Genomic DNA, 16577 nt, shown 5'->3' on the forward strand with positions numbered 1-16577 from the left:
TTCATTTTACGACCAGGCTGCCCCGCAGCATGTGCATGCCGCAGGTAAAGGCAAAGGTACCGGCTTGCTGGGGCAAAAACTCAATGGCCGTGGTTTTAAACGGGGCCAGGTCGCGCCGGATGTTGAAGTCGGGCAGCAGCAGCTCTTCCGAGCAGCTGTTTTCCTCGTCGCGGTAGAAGTTGAGCTGCACGGGCTTGCCGCGCTCCACCTCGATGACGTCGGGCGAGTAGCCGCCCTTCACCACGATGTCGACCTGCTGGATGCCGGCCGACGACGAGACGGCCGTGGCCACCCGGTGCGGGGCCAGAAAGAAAAACCAGCCCACCAAGCCCAGCAGGCCCACGCCCACCACGGTTACGATTATTTGCGTAGTATCCATACAAAGGGAGTACAAAAGAAGAAAGGAAAGCCAGGCGGGAGCCGCCTTACGCCGCCCGCTGGTAGCCGCGCAGGCGCAGCGAGTTGGTCAGCACCGACACCGAGCTCAGGGCCATGGCCGCGGCGGCCAGCATGGGCGAGAGCAGCCAGCCGGTAAACGGGTAAAGCAGCCCGGCGGCAATGGGAATGCCCAGCGTGTTGTAGATGAAGGCGAAAAACAGGTTCTGCCTGATGGTGCGCATGGTCTGGCGCGAGAGGTCCATGGCCGTCACTACGCCCTGCAAATCCGAGCGCATGAGCGTGATGCCCGCCGCTTCCATGGCCACGTCGGTGCCGCCGCCCATGGCCAGGCCGATGTCGGCCTGGGCCAGCGCCGGCGCGTCGTTGATGCCGTCGCCCACCATGGCCACCGTGCGGCCTTCGGCCTGCAGCTCCTTGACTTTGCCGGCCTTGTCGGCGGGCAGCACCTCGGCAAAGTAGCGCTTGATGCCCACCTGCTCGGCCACCTTGGCGGCGGTTTGCGGGTTATCGCCGGTCATCATTACCACTTCAATGCCCTCGGCCTGCAGGGCCTGGATGGCGGCCCGGCTAGACTCGCGCACGGTATCGGCCACGCCAAACAGGGCCACCATCTGCCCGCCCAAGGCGGCGTAAAGCACCGTCTTGGCCTGGCCCAGCAGCTGCGCGGCAGCCTGCTCGGCAGCGGCCGTTACCGGCACGCGGTGCTCGTCGAGCAGGCGGCGGTTGCCCAGCAGAAGGGCTTGCCCGTTTACCGTAGCGCCGGCCCCCCGGCCTTCAAAGGCCTGAAAAGCCGTGGCCGTCAGCACCGGGGTGCCCTGCGCGTCGGCGTAGCGCACCACGGCCTCGGCTAGCGGGTGCTCACTCTGGCGCTCCACGGCCGCCAGCAGGGGCAGCAGGCGGACAGCGTCGTCGCCGTTGACGGGCACAAAGTCCGTCACGCTGGGCTCGCCGCGGGTAATGGTGCCGGTTTTGTCGAGCAGCACGGTGGTGACTTTTTCGGCCTTCTCCAGTGCCTCGGCGTTGCGAATCAGCACCCCGTGCTCGGCCCCCTTGCCGGTGCCCACCATGATGGCCGTGGGCGTGGCCAGGCCCAGCGCGCAGGGGCAGGCAATGATGAGCACGGCCACGAAGTTGACCAGGGCCAGCGGCAGGCGCGTGGCCTCGGGAGCGAAGTCAAACCAGAGCACGAAGGTGACGATGGCCACCATGACCACCACCGGCACGAACACGGCGCTGACCTTGTCGGCCAGCTGCTGGATGGGGGCACGGCTGCCCTGGGCTTCCTCCACCAGCTTCACAATCTGGGCCAGCATGGTTTCGGCGCCTACTTTCGTCACGCGGAAGCGGAAGGAGCCCGTCTTGTTGAGGGTAGCGCCGAACACGTTGTCGCCTTCCTGCTTTTCCACCGGCAGGCTCTCGCCGGTGAGCATGCTCTCGTCGACGGCCGAGTGGCCGCTGAGCAGCACGCCGTCGGTGGCCACTTTCTCGCCGGGGCGCACCACCACTTCGTCGCCGGGCACGACCTGCTCGATGGGCACGTCCACTTCCTGGCCGCCCCGCACGACGCGGGCCGTTTTGGCCTGCAGCCCCATCAGGGCCTTGATGGCGGCCGAGGTCTTGGATTTGGCCCGGCTCTCCAGCACCTTGCCCAGCAGAATCAGCGCAATGATGGTGGCGGTGGTGTCGTAGTACACCTCGGGCATGAGGCCGCGCTGCATAAACCAGTGGGGAATGAGCGTGGCGGCCAGGCTATAGAGGAAGGCCGCCCCGGTGCCCACCGCAATGAGCGTGTCCATGCTGGCGGTGCGGTGCCGCAGGCCGTTCCAGGCCGAGACGTAGAACTCGCGGCCGCTGTAGAGCAGCACCGGCAGCGTCAGGGCCAGCAGCACGTAGTTGAGCACCGGCGTCGGAATCAGGTTCATCATCCGCGGCCAGAGCATGAGCATGCTCAGCGGCATAATCACCACGGCCAGCCCCACGGCCACCTGGAAGCGGCGCTTGAGCTTCTGGTAGGCCGCGGCCTTGCGCTGGTCCAGTTCCTGGTCGGAGGCCAGCACGTTGGGGGAGGCCGGCGCGGCCGGCTCGTGCACGCCATAGCCGGCCTGCTCCACGGCGGCCTTCAGGCCGGCGCGGTCAATCTGGCCCGGCAGGTACTCGATGGTGGCTTTCTCGCTGGCCAGGTTCACGGTGGCGCGTTGCACGCCGGGCGTGCGGCTCAGGGCCTTCTCGACAAAGTTGGAGCAGGAAGCACAGGTCATGCCCTCGATGTTGAGGGTGGCCGTTTCCGTTGCGCTGGTGGCCGCCGCTGGAAGGGAGGGCGGCGTCGGGGCCGGGTGGTGGTGAGGTATGGTATCCACGGGTAGTAGCGTTGGTGAGGAGCGGCATTTTCGCTCGTCCTATAAACAGGAAGTAAACTGGCTCCGGCACCGAATAGATGTGCAGAATTGCGCTTTGCGCTTACAACATTTGCACGCCCCGCCAGCGGGCGCGCCGGGATGTATACAATTCAGTCGCTGCACTTATAAGATTTCCAGGCCCGCTTGTCAGTCCACCAGCCGTCCTAAAACATAAAGGAGGCGCTGGATAGCCCTTCAAGGCTCAAAACGACCAATGCAGGGGCCATAGGGGCGTAAACGCGTTTGGCAATGGTGACGCAATGGGTGTACTAATGGCAGAATACTATTTAAACCTTTCCCATAATTTTGCCGTTGCTTCGTACCAATGTTCCGACTCCAGACCCATTCCCGACGCGCGATGGCGACCTCCTTGCTGGTGGTCTTCCTTAACGTGTTCTTTGGGCAGGTCTTCTGCGCGCTGGCCAGGCCCGCGGCTGCGGCGCACGCCGCGGAACACCGGCACCCGGCCGGCACGCCGGCGCACGAGCACCCGCAACCGGCCGCGCACGAGCATAAGGCTCCCCACTCTCACGGGGCCGGCCACGATGCGGCCACCGCGCACCACCACGACGAGCACAAAGCACCCGCCTCGGGCGGCTCGCACCAGCACGGCCCTAAGGGCGCCTGCTGCCAGGACGACGCCGCGGCCGTGTGGGCCTCGCTGACGCACCCGCCGAAAGCGGGCATTGAGAAGATGGCGTTCATGCCGGTGGCCCTGCCCCCGGCTCCGCTGGCCGTGGTGGTCCGCTTTCAGCAGTGGGACCGCACGCGGCCCGTGCTGCTGGTGGCTCGCCGGCAGCTCAAACCCAAAATACCCGACATCCGCATTTTCATCCAGTCGCTGACTGTCTGATTGCCCCGACGCGCTAAGGCTCGCGCCGGCACAGCTCTGCTGTGTCCGGGGCGGGCCTTTTCGTTTGCCCGTCGCGCCGCCTAAGCCGGCATTTCTCCCTCCCCTCATCTTCCGGGTTACCCCTGCTCCGCAATGAAAGATTGCTGCGAACCGGCCAGTGGCCCGCCCCCGCGCGGCCCGCTCCGCCGGCTGCTCACGGGGTTGCTCTACGCCGTGCTGGCCGCTGCCCTGGGCTTTGTGCTCTGGCAGCAGTGGCAGGCCTGAGCTAACCGCCGGGATGGCCGATGCCAGTCCCTCCATTTCTCACCCTTACCCCCTGTTATGTTTCGCTTACCCATTTCCGTGCTGGCCGTGGCCAGTCTGCTGACTGCAGCCAGCTGCTCGTCCGATTCCGCTTCGAGCAGCGCGACCAACACCGTTACCACCCCGACCGAGGGCACGGCCGACCACGCCAGCGGCCATACCTACGCCTGCCCCATGCACCCCGAGGTGACCAGCACCAGGGAAGGGGAGACCTGCCCCAAGTGCGGCATGAAACTCGAACACAACGATAAGGTGGCCAATGGCAAGACTTACGCCATGAAGTTTGAGCCCACGCCCATGCAGCTGACGGCCGGCCAGCCTTCGCAGCTGGTCTTCACGCCGCAGGAAGTGGGCAACGAGGCCGCCCCTGTGCCCCTGGCCCTGGTGCACGAGAAGAAAATCCACCTCATCATTGTCAGCAAGGACCTGGGCCAGTTCTACCACGAGCACCCCGAGTACACGGCCCAGGGCAACTACCAAGTCAACTATACCTTCCCCAAGGGGGGCGACTACGTGCTGTTTCAGGACTACACGCCCACCGGGGCCGGCCACCAGCTGGGCCGCCAGCCCATCACGGTGCAGGGCCCGAAGTACGCCCCGGTAAAGTTCAAACACGACGACATGCAGTGGGCGCAGGACGGCTACCAGGCAACCCTCAGCTTTGACAAGCCGCTCACCACCGGTCAGCTGCTGGGCATGAAAATCACCATCCGCAAGAACGGCCAGCCCGTCACCGACCTGGACAACTACCTCGGGGCGCTGGGCCACGTGGTGGTCATCAGCGAGGACACCGAGCGCTACCTGCACGTGCACCCCAACGACCAGGCCGACAAAGGGCCCGCCATCGGCTTCAACACCAACTTCGAAGCCCCCGGCCTCTACCGGGTCTTCCTGCAGTTCAACCACGGCGGCAAGATTCACACCGGCGACTTCACCATCAACGTGAAGGGCCCAGCCTCCAGCTAAGGCCAAGGCACCGCATAAGTTCCTTTTCCCAACCCTCAACCATTCCAAAACCCATGAAAAAGTCCACTCTTTTCCTCGCCGCCCTCTGCTCGGGCTCCCTGCTGGTGGCCTCGTGCAGCAGCGACAAAACCGCTGATACCACGACTACGACCACCGAAACGACCGCCCCCGACGCCACTGCTTCAGGCGACATGGCCGGCATGGACCATTCTAAAATGGCCGAGGGCAGCGCGGCCGGCGACTCGCCCCTGATGGCGTCCATGAACGACATGATGGGCAAGATGAGCGCCCTGAAAATGAAGGGCAACACCGACCACGACTTCGCCCACATGATGCTGGAGCACCACAAGGGCGCGGTGGCCATGGCCGACATCGAGCTGCGCGACGGCAAGGACGCCACCATGAAGCAGCTGGCCGAGAAAATCAAGGCCGACCAGCAGAAGGAAATCGGGGAGATGGAGCCCATTGCCGAGCGCCTGGACGCCGCCCCGAGCAACTACAAGCCCCAGGACCCGGCCGACCCCTTCACCAGCAAAATGAAGGCCTCGATGGACGGCATGATGAAAAACATGCCCAACATGGTAGCTGACCCGGACATGAACTTCAACATGCTGATGACGGTGCACCACCAGAGCGCCGTGGACATGGCCAAAGCCGAGCTGGCCCACGGCAAGGACACCAAGCTCAAGGAGATGGCTCAGAAAATGATTGACGCCCAGCAGAAGGAAATCGCCGAATTCAAAGCCTGGCACGACAAGAACGCCGACAAGATGTAATCCGGGCCGCCGGCAGCGGCGCCCCACCGGGACCGTTGCCGGCCCCATCCCTCTCCCCCTCACAGTACCCTTAAACCCCCTTTTTCCCATGAAGCTTTTTGGAATTTCCCTGGCGGCGGCCGCTCTTCTCGCCCTCGCCCCCCTGGCCTCGCAGGCCCAGCACGCCCACGCCGATGGCAAGGTGGAGGCCCACATGGCCCCCGGCGAAACCCACGCCCACGTGGCCCCGCACGGCGGCGTCGTGCGCTCGGCCAGCCCCTACCACATGGAACTGGTGCAGCACGCTGGTGAACTGCACATCTACCTGCTGGCCGCGAAGATGGCGCCGGTGCCCAACAAGTCGCTCTCAGGCACGGTGATGGTGCAAACCGCCGACAACAAAACCACGACCGTGACGCTGGTGGCCGGGGGCGACGACCACCTGGTGGCCAAGCTGCCCGCCGGGGCGAAAGTGCGCACGGCCATCGTCAGCCTGAAGGCCGACGGCAAAGCCATCAACACCCGCTTCGACAAGCTCGACGCGGCCGCACCGGCCAGCAAGGCCGTGGGCGCCGCTTACGAATGCCCCATGAAGTGCGAAGGCTCGGCCAGCACCAAGCCGGGCAGTTGCCCGAAGTGCGGCATGGCCCTCGTGAAAAAGGCGTAGGCAGAGCCTGTTTTTCGGACGCCGTGCGTCCGGACCCTCTTCTGCGTCCCGGGCCGCTTGCTGCTGCAACGGCAGGCGGCCCCTTGACGAGCTCTAACCTGATACCATGAAGTACCCAACCATGAAATGTGCGGCGCACGGGCTGCTGGTGCTGGCGCTGCTGCTCGGGCTACTCCCGGAAGCGGCGCGGGCCCAAACCGCCATTAGCCTCGACAGCGCCGAAGCCCTGACGCTGCGCCGCCACCCGCGGCTGCGGCAGTCGGACCGCGAAATCGAGGAGCAGCGCGCCCTCAGGCGGGGCTCCTTCGCGCCCGCCAACCCAGACTTTCTGTTCTCGGCGCCCACGGGCGAGATGTGGGCCCCGGGCGTGGTGCAAACCATCGACCTGCCCAACGTGTACCGGCGCCAGCGCCAGGTGGCAGAGGCGGGCATCACCCTGGCCGAGCGCAACCGCGAGGTGAGCCGGGCCGGCGTGCTGCGCGATACCCGCCTGGCCTACCTGAGCCTGCAGTTTGCCGAGGCGCAGGTGCGGCAGCTTACCTACCAGGACAGCCTGTTTCAGGCCCTGCGCGTGGCCACCGAGCGCCTGTTCGCGGCCGGTGAAGTCACCTCCCTGCAGCGCATCAGCACCGACGCCGAAGCCCGGCAGGTGAGCGTGCAGCTGCAGCAGGCCACCGCCGACCAGCGCGCCGCCCAGCGCCACCTGGGCTTGCTGCTGGGGCAGCCCACGGCCGCGCTGACCACCAGCACCGACCTGCGCCGCAGCGGGCCCGAGCTGGTGCAGACCGGCGGGGCGCTGCTTAGCAGCCTGCCCGCCGAAGACAGCGCGGCTTTGGTGCGCAGCCCCACGCTGGCGGCCGCCCAGCAAAACGTGGCCCTGAGCCAATCGGGCATCAGCCTGGTGCGGGCCCGGCGCACGCCCGCGCTGACGGTGGGCTACCAGAATCAGGCCTTTGAAAATTCCGCCCTCAAGTACCGCTTCCAGTTCGGCGTGTCGGTACCCATCTGGTTTTGGACCTACCGCTCGCAGCTGCAGGCGGCCACGGCCCGCTCGCAGGCGGCCGGCTACCAACTGCAAACCCAGCGCCTGGAGCTCAGCACCCTCTACCAGCAGGCGCTGGCCGACACGCGCAAGTTCTCGGCGTCGCTGGGCTACTACGAGCAGACCGGCGTGCCGCAGTCGCGGGCCATCATCAGCCAGTCGCAGCGCCTGTTCCGGGCCGGCGAAATCAGCTACCTCGTGCTGATTCAGAGCCTCAACCAGGCCTTTACCATTCAGAATACTTACCTGACCACCATCCGCGACTACCGTCAGGCCCTCATCGAACTTAACTACCTGCGGGGTGAATAGCATGAAACAACTCCTCATTTTGTTGCTGGGCCTGCTCGTGCTCAGCAGCGCGGCCTACGCCCACGGGGGCGAAGACCACGGCGACGGAGCCAAGGCCTCGACGCCGGCCGGCGCGACCTCCTTCTCGGTGGCGGCCCTCTCGGAACAGTTCGAGGTGCTGCTGCGCTACGAGCCGCTGGAAGGGGGCAAACCCGCTGATTTGCGCCTGTTCCTCTCGGATTACGTCACCAACGCCCCCATCAAGGGCGCCAGGCTCACGCTCACCAACCCCGAGGATGCGAAGCTGAAGTGGGCCGTGACGGAAAAAGAGCCCGGCGTGTACCTGGTGGAAGGCCAGTTTCCGGCCAACAAAACCTACAGCTTCGCGGCCAACATCGTGGCCGGCGACAAGGCCGATTTGCTCTTGCTCGAAGGCATCAAAGTAGGAGAGAAGCTACCCGTCGCCGCGGCGCCGGCCGTAGCGACCTCGCTCTTTTCGTCTTGGAAAACCATTCTGGCGCTGGTGGGCGCCTTCGTGCTCGGCATCGGCCTGACGGCCCTGCTCATGCGCCGCCGGCGCCCGGAGCCCTCCGTGCTGCAGACGTCGGAGCCGGCGCTGACCGCCAGCCGGCGCACCCCCATTGTTTAACGCTCAACGGATATGAAAACCAAGCATAAATTCCTGGCGGCCACGGCCGCGGCCGCCGTGGTCTTGACCGTGCTGCTGCCGCCCCCGGGCCGGGTGCAGGCCCACGGCGGCGAAGACCACGGCGCCGCAGCGAAAGCCAGCACCGGCGTGGCCCTGACCGACGAGGTGCTGCTGCCCAAAGAAAGCCAGTTCCTGTTTCAGGTGCAGACCACCCTGGCCGCCTTCTCCACGACCTATAGCCGCGCCACCCTTTACGGAACGGTGTCCGCCGCCGCCGGCGGCGAAGGCCGGGTGGTGGTGCCACAGGGAGGCCGCATCGTCAGTTTATCGGCTACCGTGGGGCAACCCGTGCGGGCCGGGCAGACCCTGGCCGTCATTGAGCAAACCCTGGATGCCACCCAGCAAATCGGGCTCAGCACCGAGCGGGCCAACGCCCAGGCCGAGCTGCGCGCGGCCCAGCAGGACTACGCCCGCCTGCAGAGCATCGCCGACATCGCCGCCCGCAAGGACGTGGTGGCCGCCGAACTGCGCCTGCGTCAGGCCCGGCAGAACGCGGCCATCTACAACGGGCAGGCCCAGCAGCGGCGCGTACCCATCACCTCGCCGGTGAGCGGCACGGTGGACGTGTTTAATCTGGCCGTGGGTCAACAAGTCAACCAGGGCGACGAGCTGCTGCGGGTCATCAACCCCGGCAAGCTGCGCGTGGAAGCCCAGGTGTTTGCCCAGGATTTGGCCAAAGTCACCCCCGGGGCCGTGTTCCGGGTGGAAGGCCTGCAGGGCCAGCCCGGCGTGCCGGCTCGCCTGGTGGTGTTCAGCAACGTGGTCAACCCCGTCAACCAGGCCCGCCAGCTGGTGCTGGAGCTGGATGCCCAAGAGGGCAGCGCCTACCGCGCCGGCCAGGCCGTGAACGTGCAGGTCGTGGGCCAGACCGGGGGCGGCAAGCCGCAGCTGACCGTGCCCACCTCGGCCATTACCGACCTGAATGGCAAGCCGGTGGTGTTCGTGCACACCGAGCCCGAGCGCTTCAAGATTCGCTACGTGCAGCCCGGCGCCGCCAGCGGCGAGCAAACCGTGCTGCTGCAGGGCCAGGTCAACGAAAACGACCGGGTGGTCACCACCGGCACCTACCAGCTCAAGTCCATTTACCTCAATCAGTAATTCCTTTTCCCTACCTGCTATGCGCCGTTTTCTCCTTGCCCTGCTCGCCGGGGCCGCTTGGTCGGCCCCGGCCCGTGCCCAAACCACCGCGCCCGCTGCCGCAACCACGCCGGCCGTTTCGGCCGACGAAGCCGCCGTGCGGGCCGTGCTGAAGCAGTACCAGCAGGCCGTACAACAGCTCGACACCACCGGGACTACCCGCTTGTTCGTGGCCAACTCCGTGGTGCTGGAATCGGGCAGTCGGGAAGGAACCTATGCCCACTACCGGGACCACCACCTGGGCCCCGAGCTTAAGGAATTCAGCTCGTTCACCTACAGCGACTACCAGGCCGACGTGACGGTGGACGGCCCCTATGCTTTCGCCACGGAAAGCTACACCTACACCATCGGGCTGAGGAAAGGCCCCAAGGATACCGCGGTGCCGGCCCCCGTCAAGCGGCGCGGGGTGGCCACCAGCGTGCTGCGCAAAAACGCGGCGGGCCAGTGGCAGTTCGTGGTCAACCACAACTCGGCGCGCAAGTAGCGCCCTGCTCGCCCGCTCATGCCCGCGCCCCTTTTTCGTCGCCTTCCTGGATTCTTCCCCGCGCTGCAACGCGGCGCAATGGGCCGGGGCCTGTTGCTGCTGGGTCTGCCGCTGCTTCTGGCCGCCCAGCACCAGCGGGCAACCAGGCGCCTGCATCCGCCGCAGCCAGGTAAAAACCCGGCGGCCGTGGCGCTGGACACGCTCACGGCCCGGCCCGTGCTCTACGCGGTAGGGGTGGCCGCCGGAGGTGGCGAGATACTGGTCGTGGCCGGGCAGGCGCACACCACCCGGCTCCGGCCCAACGGGGCCACCGAAACCACGGCCGGCTTTCGGGGCCAGGCCGCCTGGCTGCTGCAGCGCCGGGTGGCACAGTGGCGGGACGCCGGCGCGGTGCCTGCCACGGCTACCGCGCCGGCGCAGTTGGCCGAATTCATTCATGCCGCGGCCGCACGGGCAGGCTTCCCGGCGCGGCTGGCCCAACCCTTTCGGCTGCAGGGCGAGCCGCTGGCGGTCTGGTGGCACGTGGCCGCTTATCCCACCGCCGGCCCGGCCGACGAGGCCGCGCCCGAGCTGGGTGTCCATGGCCGCTTTGGGCGCGGGCCCCTCGACCTGCTGGGCTTCGTGCTGCCGCCCGCCTCACGCCGGGCCGCGAAGCGGCTGCACCTGCACGTGCGCCCCGGCACGCAGCCCTTCGTGGCGCACGTGGACAGCCTGCGGCCCGGCCCGGGGCTGCGCCTTCTCTTACCTGCACTTCCTCACTAACTCATGCTTGACAAGATAATTCGCTTTGCGCTGCAGAACCGCCTGCTGATGCTGGCCTTTGCCGTAGGCCTCATCATTGCCGGCTCCTACACGGCCCGGCAGCTGCCGGTCGACGTGCTGCCCGACCTGGACCGCCCCCGGGTAACCGTGTTCCTGGAAGCCCCGGGCATGGCTCCGGAAGAAGTGGAGGCCCTGGTGACCTTGCCCGTGGAAACGGCCCTGAACGGGGCCACCGGCGTGTCGGCCGTGCGCTCCAACTCGGCCATTGGCCTGGGCATGGTGTTCGTCGAGTTCGACTACGGCACCGACATCTTCACGGCCCGTCAGATTGTGAGCGAGAAGCTGCAAACCACCGGCGAGCAGCTGCCCCAGGGCATCACGCCCGTGCTGGGGCCCATCTCCTCGGTCATGGGCCAGATAATGCTGGTGGGGCTGTCGGGCGGGCAGCAAACCAACGCGGCCGACCTGCGCACGCTGGCCAACTACACTGTGCGCCAGCGCTTGCTCTCCATCCCCGGCGTGGCCCAGGTCATTCCCATCGGGGGGGACAATTTGCAGTACCAGGTGCTGCTGGACATGCCCCGGCTCAACGCGACGGGCCTGACCGTAAACCAAGTAGAGGAGGCGCTGCGCAAGTCGAACCTGAACACCACCGGCAACTTCTTTGACCGCAACGGCTCCGAGGTGCTCATTCGCAACCTGGGCCGGCTGCGCTCGGTGCAGGATATTGAAAACATCATCGTGGGCTACCGCGCGCAGTCGCCCATCCGGGTAGCGGACGTGGCCAAGGTGGAGTTTGGGGCCCGCTTCAAGCGCGGCGACGGCAGCGTGAACGGCCAGCCGGCCGTGATTCTGAGCATTGAGAAGCAGCCGGGCGCCGCGACGGTGGGCCTGACCGAAGCCGTGGAAAAGGCCCTGGTGGAGCTGAAACCCTCCCTCCCCAAGGATGTCAAGGTCAACACGCGCCTGTTCAAGCAGTCGGAATTTATCGACTCGTCCATCACCAACGTGGAAGAAGCCCTGCGCGACGGCGCCATCCTGGTTGTTATCGTGCTGTTTGCCTTTCTGCTGAACGTGCGCACCACGTTTATCTCCCTGGTGGCCATCCCGTTATCCTTGCTGGTCACGGCGCTGGTGTTTCGCTTCGCGGGCATCAGCATCAACACCATGACCCTGGGCGGCCTGGCCATTGCCATCGGGGAGTTGGTGGACGACGCCATCGTGGACGTGGAAAACGTGTACCGGCGCCTGCGCGAAAACCGGCAGCGCCCCAATCCGCAGCCGGTGCTGAAGGTCATCTACGCCGCTTCGTCGGAAGTGCGCAACTCCATCGTGTACGCCACCATCATCGTGGTGCTCGTGTTCCTGCCGCTGTTTGCGCTGGAGGGCATGGAAGGCCGCATTTTCGCGCCGCTGGGCATCGCCTACATCACCAGCATCGTGGCCTCGCTCTTTGTATCACTGACGGTCACGCCGGTGCTCTGCTACTACCTGCTGCCGAAGATGAAGCAGATGGACCACCCCGAAACCGACGGGGGCCTGGTGCGCTGGCTCAAGAAAAAGGACACCCGCCTGCTGAATTGGGGGCTGACGCACCCCAAGCTGGTGCTGACCACCACCGCCTTGCTTTTTGTGATGGCCGCGGCCATGGTGCCCTTCTTTGGCACCGAGTTTCTGCCGCCCTTCAACGAAGGCTCGCTCACGGTCAACTTCTCGGCCCCGGCTGGCACCTCGCTGGCCGAGTCCAACAAGCTCGGCACGCTGGGCGAGCAGCAGATGCTCAAGATTCCGGAAGTAGCCTACACGGCCCGCCGCACGGGCCGGGCCGAGCTGGACGAGCACGCTGAGTCGGTCAACAACTCGGAAATCGAGGTGGCCTTCAAAACCGAAGCGGAGCTGGAAAAGGAGGGCAAGAAGATGCGCAGCCGCGACGAGATTCTGGCCGACATGCGCCAGAAGTTGAGCCTGATAACGGGCGTAAATGTGAACATCGGCCAGCCCATTTCCCACCGCCTCGACCACCTGCTCTCGGGGGTGCGGGCGCAGGTGGCCATCAAGGTGTTCGGCAACGATTTGCTGGAGCTGCGCCGCTACGCCAGCGAAGTCCGCGCGGTGGCCGGCTCCGTAGCGGGCGTGGTGGACCTGCAGGTGGAAAAGCAGGTGCAGATTCCCCAGCTGCTCATCCGGCCCCGCGACGAGGCCCTGCGCGCCTACGGCATGGAGCGGGGCGAGGTGGTGCGCGACCTGGAAACCCTGTTTCAGGGCGCGGTGGTTTCGCAGATGCTCGACGGGCAGAAGCGCTTCGACCTGGTGGTGAAGCTGCCCGAGGCCCAGCGCAACGACATCGCCGCCATCGGCCAGACGCGCATCGAAACGCCTTCCGGGGCCATGATACCCGTGAGCCAGGTGGCGGAAATCGTCTACGAGCCCGGCCCCAACACCGTCAACCACGAAAACACCCAGCGCCGCATCACCATTTCGCTGAACGTAGCCGAGCGCGACCTGGGCTCCACGGTCAAAGAGATTCAAGCCAAAGTCAACCAGCAAGTCAAACTGCCGCCGGGCTACTACCTGACCTACGGCGGACAGTTCGAAAGCCAGCAGTCGGCCTCGCAGAAGATTCTCTGGCTGAGTCTCTTTTCGCTGGCCGGCATCTTCCTGGTGCTGTTCTCGCACTTCAAGTCCAGCTACATGGTGGGGCAAATCATGCTCAACATCCCGCTGGCGCTGATTGGCTCGGTGGTGGCGGTGCTGCTTACCGGCGGCACGTTCAGCATTGCCTCGCTGGTGGGCTTCATCACCCTGACCGGCATTGCCTCGCGCAACGGCATCATGATGATTTCGCACTACATCCACCTGGTGGAGCACGAAGGGGAGCAGTTCGGCAAACAGATGATTATCCGCGGCTCGCTGGAGCGCCTGGTGCCCGTGCTCATGACGGCCCTGGTCGCCGCCCTGGCCTTGGTGCCGCTCACGCTGGCCAAGGATGCGCCGGGCAAGGAAATCCTCTACCCCGTGGCCACCGTGATTCTGGGTGGGCTGCTCAGCTCCACCTTCCTCGACATCATCGTCACACCCGTGGTCTTCTGGCTGGTCGGGGAGAAGGCCCTGGCCCAATACTTCGCTTCCCACCAGGAAGTGGGCCTCGATGACCACCCGCAGGAGTTGGACGCCCAGCCGCTCACGCCGCCAGCGGACCAGAACGACTTATCACCGGCGCTGTAATTCCCCTGAGCCCATGCCCTCCACAGTTCTTTACATCCGGCACATGGTCTGCTCGAAGTGCATCCTGGTGATGCGCGAGCTCCTCGTGGAGCTGGGCCTGGTCCCCCTGCGCGTAGAGCTGGGGGAAGTAGAGCTGTTGGGGGCCGCTGACGCTATCGACTGGCCGGGCCTGCAGCAGTGCCTGGAGGCAGAAGGCTTTGCCCTGCTCGACCAGCTTTCCCCACAGCAGCGCGTGGTGGAGCAAATCAAAGAAGTGATTGCCGGACTGCTTCGCAACGAGCCGGCGGCGCTGCGCAGCGGGCACTTCTCGCGGCTGCTGAGCGGGCGTTTGCAGCGGCGCTTTGCTTACCTGAGCGACGTGTTTTCGGCCACCGAAGGCTTGAGCCTGGAGCAGTACGTGGTGCGCCAGCGGGTGGAAGCGGCCCGGTGCCTGCTGCGCGACGGCACCTTGCCCGTGGGCCGCATTGCCAATACACTGGGCTACAGCAACCTGGGCCACCTGTCCCGGCAGTTCCAGCGGGCCACGGGGGTTTCGCCCAGCGAGTACCGACGCCAGTGCACGGCCAGCGCCCAACTCCTCGAAAAGCGACTTCCCTGACTTCACCGGCCGGCGGCCTGACCGCACAACTCCTGGCCAGCCCGGCGCGTACTTCCCAAGCCTCTGTCTTCCGCTCGTTACCCGTGAAACGCGTTATCAGCCTGTTTCTGCTCGTTAGCTACTTGTTGTCCAGCCCCGGGCTGGTCTACAGCATGCACTTCTGTGGGCAGGCTTTGACGGCGGTAACGGTTACGCCCGATGCAGACAAGCACTGCTGCTGCCAGGATACCGGCAAGCCCGCGTGCGGCTGCTGCCACGACCAAAAAGTCGTCAGCGCTGCCAAGGACGTGAAACTAACGGCGACGCACTTCCTGCTGCAGGCACCCGACGTGGCCCCGGCGCCGACCATATTGCAGCTGGTGTGGCAGTTGGCCCTGCTGGCGTATCCTGCCAATGAGCCGGCGAGCAAACTCGTCGCGCACGCGGCCCCGCCGCCCGAGTGCCCCGCCTACGTGCGTGGGCATGCCTTTTTGATTTAGCGTTTGGGTTGATTATCGCTTCCCCCGGCCAGTTGGCTGCGGGGCTTTTCGGCTTGCCCGTTGCGGAGCAACGGGCCCCGTATCCAGGCTATCCGGCCCGCCGACGTCCCCACCCGGGGTTTCCGGCGCGGCAAGGCTCACCTATTCTTTTGCGGCTAATCAGACCATGATTGAGCGACTCATTTCCCTTTCCCTGCGGAACCGGTACCTCGTGCTGCTGCTCGCGGCCGGCCTGTTTGCCTGGGGCGCGTACGCGGTGCGCGCAAGCAAAATCGACGCCATCCCCGACCTGTCCGAAAACCAGGTCATCGTCTTCACCGAGTGGATGGGCCGCAGTCCTCAAATTCTGGAGGACCAGGTGACCTACCCGCTGGTGACCAACCTGCAGGGCCTGCCCAAGGTCAAGTCCGTGCGCGGCACGTCTATGTTCGGCATGAGCTTCGTGTTTATAATCTTCGAGGACGAGGCCGACATCTACTGGGCCCGCGAGCGGGTGCTAGAACGTCTCAACTACGCCCAGCGCCTGCTGCCGGCCGGCGTCACGCCCACCCTCGGGCCCGACGGCACCGGCGTGGGCCACGTGCTCTGGTACACGCTCAAGGCGCCCGGCCTGGACTTGGGCGAGCAGCGTGCCCTGCAGGACTGGTACGTGAAGTTCGGCCTGCAAAACGTGCCGGGCGTGAGCGAGGTGGCCAGCTTCGGCGGCTTTCAAAAGCAGTACCAGGTGACGGTGGACCCCACCCGCCTGACCTACTACGGCATCACCCTGCCCCAGGTGCTGGCGGCCGTGCGCAGCAACAACAACGAGGCCGGTGGGCGCAAGTTCGAGCAGTCGGGCACCGGCTACATCATCAAAACGTCGGGATACATCCAGGATATGGCCACGCTGGAAAACGTGCCGGTCATCACCCAGGGCACGACCCCGGTGCGCATCCGCGATGTGGCCACCGTGCAGATGACGGGCGAGAGCCGCCTGGGCATCATGGACCTGAACGGCGAAGGCGAAGCCGTGGGCGGCATCGTGGTGATGCGCTACGGCGAAAACGCCGACGCCATGATTGCGCGGGTGAAAGCCAAAATGGAGCAAATCCGCGCCGGTCTGCCCCCGGGCGTCTCGTTTCGGCTGGTCTACGACCGCAGCGGACTGATTCAGGACTCGGTGGATTCCATCAAGCACACGCTCATCGAGGAAATGGTGGTCGTGTCGCTGGTCGTACTCTTGTTTCTCTTCCACTGGCGCAGCGCCCTGAGCATCCTGATTCAGATTCCGATTACGATTGCCACGAGCTTCATTCTGCTCAACGCCTTCGACATCTCTTCCAACATCATGTCGCTCACCGGCATTGCCCTGGCCATCGGCGTCATCGTCGACAACGGCATCGTGATGACCGAAAACGCCTACCGCAACCTGGCCGAGTACCAGGCCCAGGAGAATACGGGCGGCCCGCCGGACCCCGGCCCGGCCACTTCGCCACCGTCAGCCAACGCCTCTTCGCCTTCAACCCCCGCCTAAC

General features: G+C 65.6%; 16 protein-coding genes. 14 read left to right on the forward strand and 2 right to left on the reverse strand.

What is annotated here, in order from left to right; all coding sequences use genetic code 11:
* Position 1: 1 nt before the first annotated feature.
* Both EWM57_RS00370 and EWM57_RS00375 read right to left on the reverse strand, forming a co-directional pair.
* Positions 2-379 carry a cupredoxin domain-containing protein gene (locus tag EWM57_RS00370; protein ID WP_129919150.1) on the reverse strand — a complete coding sequence of 126 codons (378 nt, stop codon included), beginning with the start codon at positions 377-379 and terminating at the stop codon, positions 2-4.
* A gap of 46 nt (positions 380-425) precedes the next feature.
* Entirely contained in the window at positions 426-2756 is a 2331-nt protein-coding gene (locus EWM57_RS00375; protein ID WP_317128145.1) for a heavy metal translocating P-type ATPase, read from the reverse strand.
* Positions 2757-3153: 397 nt separating this feature from the next.
* Here EWM57_RS00375 and EWM57_RS00380 point away from each other — a divergent pair, with 397 nt between their 5' ends.
* From EWM57_RS00380 to EWM57_RS21725, 14 genes are all read left to right on the forward strand, one after another.
* Positions 3154-3648 (forward strand): hypothetical protein, encoded by a 495-nt coding sequence (locus tag EWM57_RS00380; protein WP_129919151.1) that lies wholly within the window; start codon positions 3154-3156, stop codon positions 3646-3648.
* Between the two features lie 132 nt (positions 3649-3780).
* Positions 3781-3912, forward strand: a complete 132-nt coding sequence (locus EWM57_RS21720; protein ID WP_262708220.1) for a hypothetical protein — start codon at positions 3781-3783, stop codon at positions 3910-3912.
* A gap of 57 nt (positions 3913-3969) precedes the next feature.
* Complete coding sequence (locus EWM57_RS00385) at positions 3970-4917, forward strand: heavy metal-binding domain-containing protein (RefSeq protein ID WP_129919152.1); 948 nt, start codon at positions 3970-3972, stop codon at positions 4915-4917.
* A gap of 53 nt (positions 4918-4970) precedes the next feature.
* Complete coding sequence (locus EWM57_RS00390; protein ID WP_129919153.1) at positions 4971-5693, forward strand: DUF305 domain-containing protein; 723 nt, start codon at positions 4971-4973, stop codon at positions 5691-5693.
* An 88-nt stretch (positions 5694-5781) separates the two neighbouring features.
* Positions 5782-6339, forward strand: coding sequence for a heavy metal-binding domain-containing protein (locus EWM57_RS00395; protein ID WP_129919154.1), 558 nt, complete (start codon positions 5782-5784; stop codon positions 6337-6339).
* A gap of 106 nt (positions 6340-6445) precedes the next feature.
* On the forward strand, positions 6446-7690 hold the full coding sequence (locus tag EWM57_RS00400; RefSeq protein WP_129919155.1) for a TolC family protein: 1245 nt from the start codon (positions 6446-6448) through the stop codon (positions 7688-7690).
* A gap of 1 nt (position 7691) precedes the next feature.
* Positions 7692-8318, forward strand: coding sequence for a hypothetical protein (locus EWM57_RS00405; protein ID WP_129919156.1), 627 nt, complete (start codon positions 7692-7694; stop codon positions 8316-8318).
* A 12-nt stretch (positions 8319-8330) separates the two neighbouring features.
* Positions 8331-9476, forward strand: a complete 1146-nt coding sequence (locus EWM57_RS00410; protein ID WP_129919157.1) for an efflux RND transporter periplasmic adaptor subunit — start codon at positions 8331-8333, stop codon at positions 9474-9476.
* A 19-nt stretch (positions 9477-9495) separates the two neighbouring features.
* Positions 9496-9999 carry a YybH family protein gene (locus EWM57_RS00415; protein ID WP_129919158.1) on the forward strand — a complete coding sequence of 168 codons (504 nt, stop codon included), beginning with the start codon at positions 9496-9498 and terminating at the stop codon, positions 9997-9999.
* Positions 10000-10017: 18 nt separating this feature from the next.
* Complete coding sequence (locus tag EWM57_RS00420; protein WP_129919159.1) at positions 10018-10761, forward strand: hypothetical protein; 744 nt, start codon at positions 10018-10020, stop codon at positions 10759-10761.
* Between the two features lie 3 nt (positions 10762-10764).
* A complete protein-coding gene (locus EWM57_RS00425) occupies positions 10765-13986 on the forward strand; it encodes an efflux RND transporter permease subunit (RefSeq protein ID WP_129919160.1) in 3222 nt (1073 codons plus the stop codon).
* A 13-nt stretch (positions 13987-13999) separates the two neighbouring features.
* On the forward strand, positions 14000-14584 hold the full coding sequence (locus EWM57_RS00430) for a helix-turn-helix transcriptional regulator (RefSeq protein ID WP_165370356.1): 585 nt from the start codon (positions 14000-14002) through the stop codon (positions 14582-14584).
* Positions 14585-14667: 83 nt separating this feature from the next.
* Positions 14668-15063, forward strand: coding sequence for an HYC_CC_PP family protein (locus EWM57_RS00435; protein ID WP_129919162.1), 396 nt, complete (start codon positions 14668-14670; stop codon positions 15061-15063).
* Between the two features lie 166 nt (positions 15064-15229).
* The gene (locus tag EWM57_RS21725) at positions 15230-16576 is read left to right on the forward strand and encodes an efflux RND transporter permease subunit (RefSeq protein WP_129919163.1); all 1347 of its coding nucleotides are present in this window, start codon (positions 15230-15232) and stop codon (positions 16574-16576) included.
* Position 16577: the final 1 nt, after the last annotated feature.

The sequence above is a fragment of the Hymenobacter persicinus genome, from assembly GCF_004167665.1.
Taxonomy (GTDB): Bacteria; Bacteroidota; Bacteroidia; order Cytophagales; family Hymenobacteraceae; genus Hymenobacter; species Hymenobacter persicinus.

Coding starts and splice junctions, on each gene's coding strand:
- EWM57_RS00370 (WP_129919150.1), bottom strand. CDS start 379: ATGGATACTACGCAAATAATCGTAACCGTGGTGGGCGTGGGCCTGCTG.
- EWM57_RS00380 (WP_129919151.1), top strand. CDS start 3,154: ATGGCGACCTCCTTGCTGGTGGTCTTCCTTAACGTGTTCTTTGGGCAG.
- EWM57_RS21720 (WP_262708220.1), top strand. CDS start 3,781: ATGAAAGATTGCTGCGAACCGGCCAGTGGCCCGCCCCCGCGCGGCCCG.
- EWM57_RS00385 (WP_129919152.1), top strand. CDS start 3,970: ATGTTTCGCTTACCCATTTCCGTGCTGGCCGTGGCCAGTCTGCTGACT.
- EWM57_RS00390 (WP_129919153.1), top strand. CDS start 4,971: ATGAAAAAGTCCACTCTTTTCCTCGCCGCCCTCTGCTCGGGCTCCCTG.
- EWM57_RS00395 (WP_129919154.1), top strand. CDS start 5,782: ATGAAGCTTTTTGGAATTTCCCTGGCGGCGGCCGCTCTTCTCGCCCTC.
- EWM57_RS00400 (WP_129919155.1), top strand. CDS start 6,446: ATGAAGTACCCAACCATGAAATGTGCGGCGCACGGGCTGCTGGTGCTG.
- EWM57_RS00405 (WP_129919156.1), top strand. CDS start 7,692: ATGAAACAACTCCTCATTTTGTTGCTGGGCCTGCTCGTGCTCAGCAGC.
- EWM57_RS00410 (WP_129919157.1), top strand. CDS start 8,331: ATGAAAACCAAGCATAAATTCCTGGCGGCCACGGCCGCGGCCGCCGTG.
- EWM57_RS00415 (WP_129919158.1), top strand. CDS start 9,496: ATGCGCCGTTTTCTCCTTGCCCTGCTCGCCGGGGCCGCTTGGTCGGCC.
- EWM57_RS00420 (WP_129919159.1), top strand. CDS start 10,018: ATGCCCGCGCCCCTTTTTCGTCGCCTTCCTGGATTCTTCCCCGCGCTG.
- EWM57_RS00425 (WP_129919160.1), top strand. CDS start 10,765: ATGCTTGACAAGATAATTCGCTTTGCGCTGCAGAACCGCCTGCTGATG.
- EWM57_RS00430 (WP_165370356.1), top strand. CDS start 14,000: ATGCCCTCCACAGTTCTTTACATCCGGCACATGGTCTGCTCGAAGTGC.
- EWM57_RS21725 (WP_129919163.1), top strand. CDS start 15,230: ATGATTGAGCGACTCATTTCCCTTTCCCTGCGGAACCGGTACCTCGTG.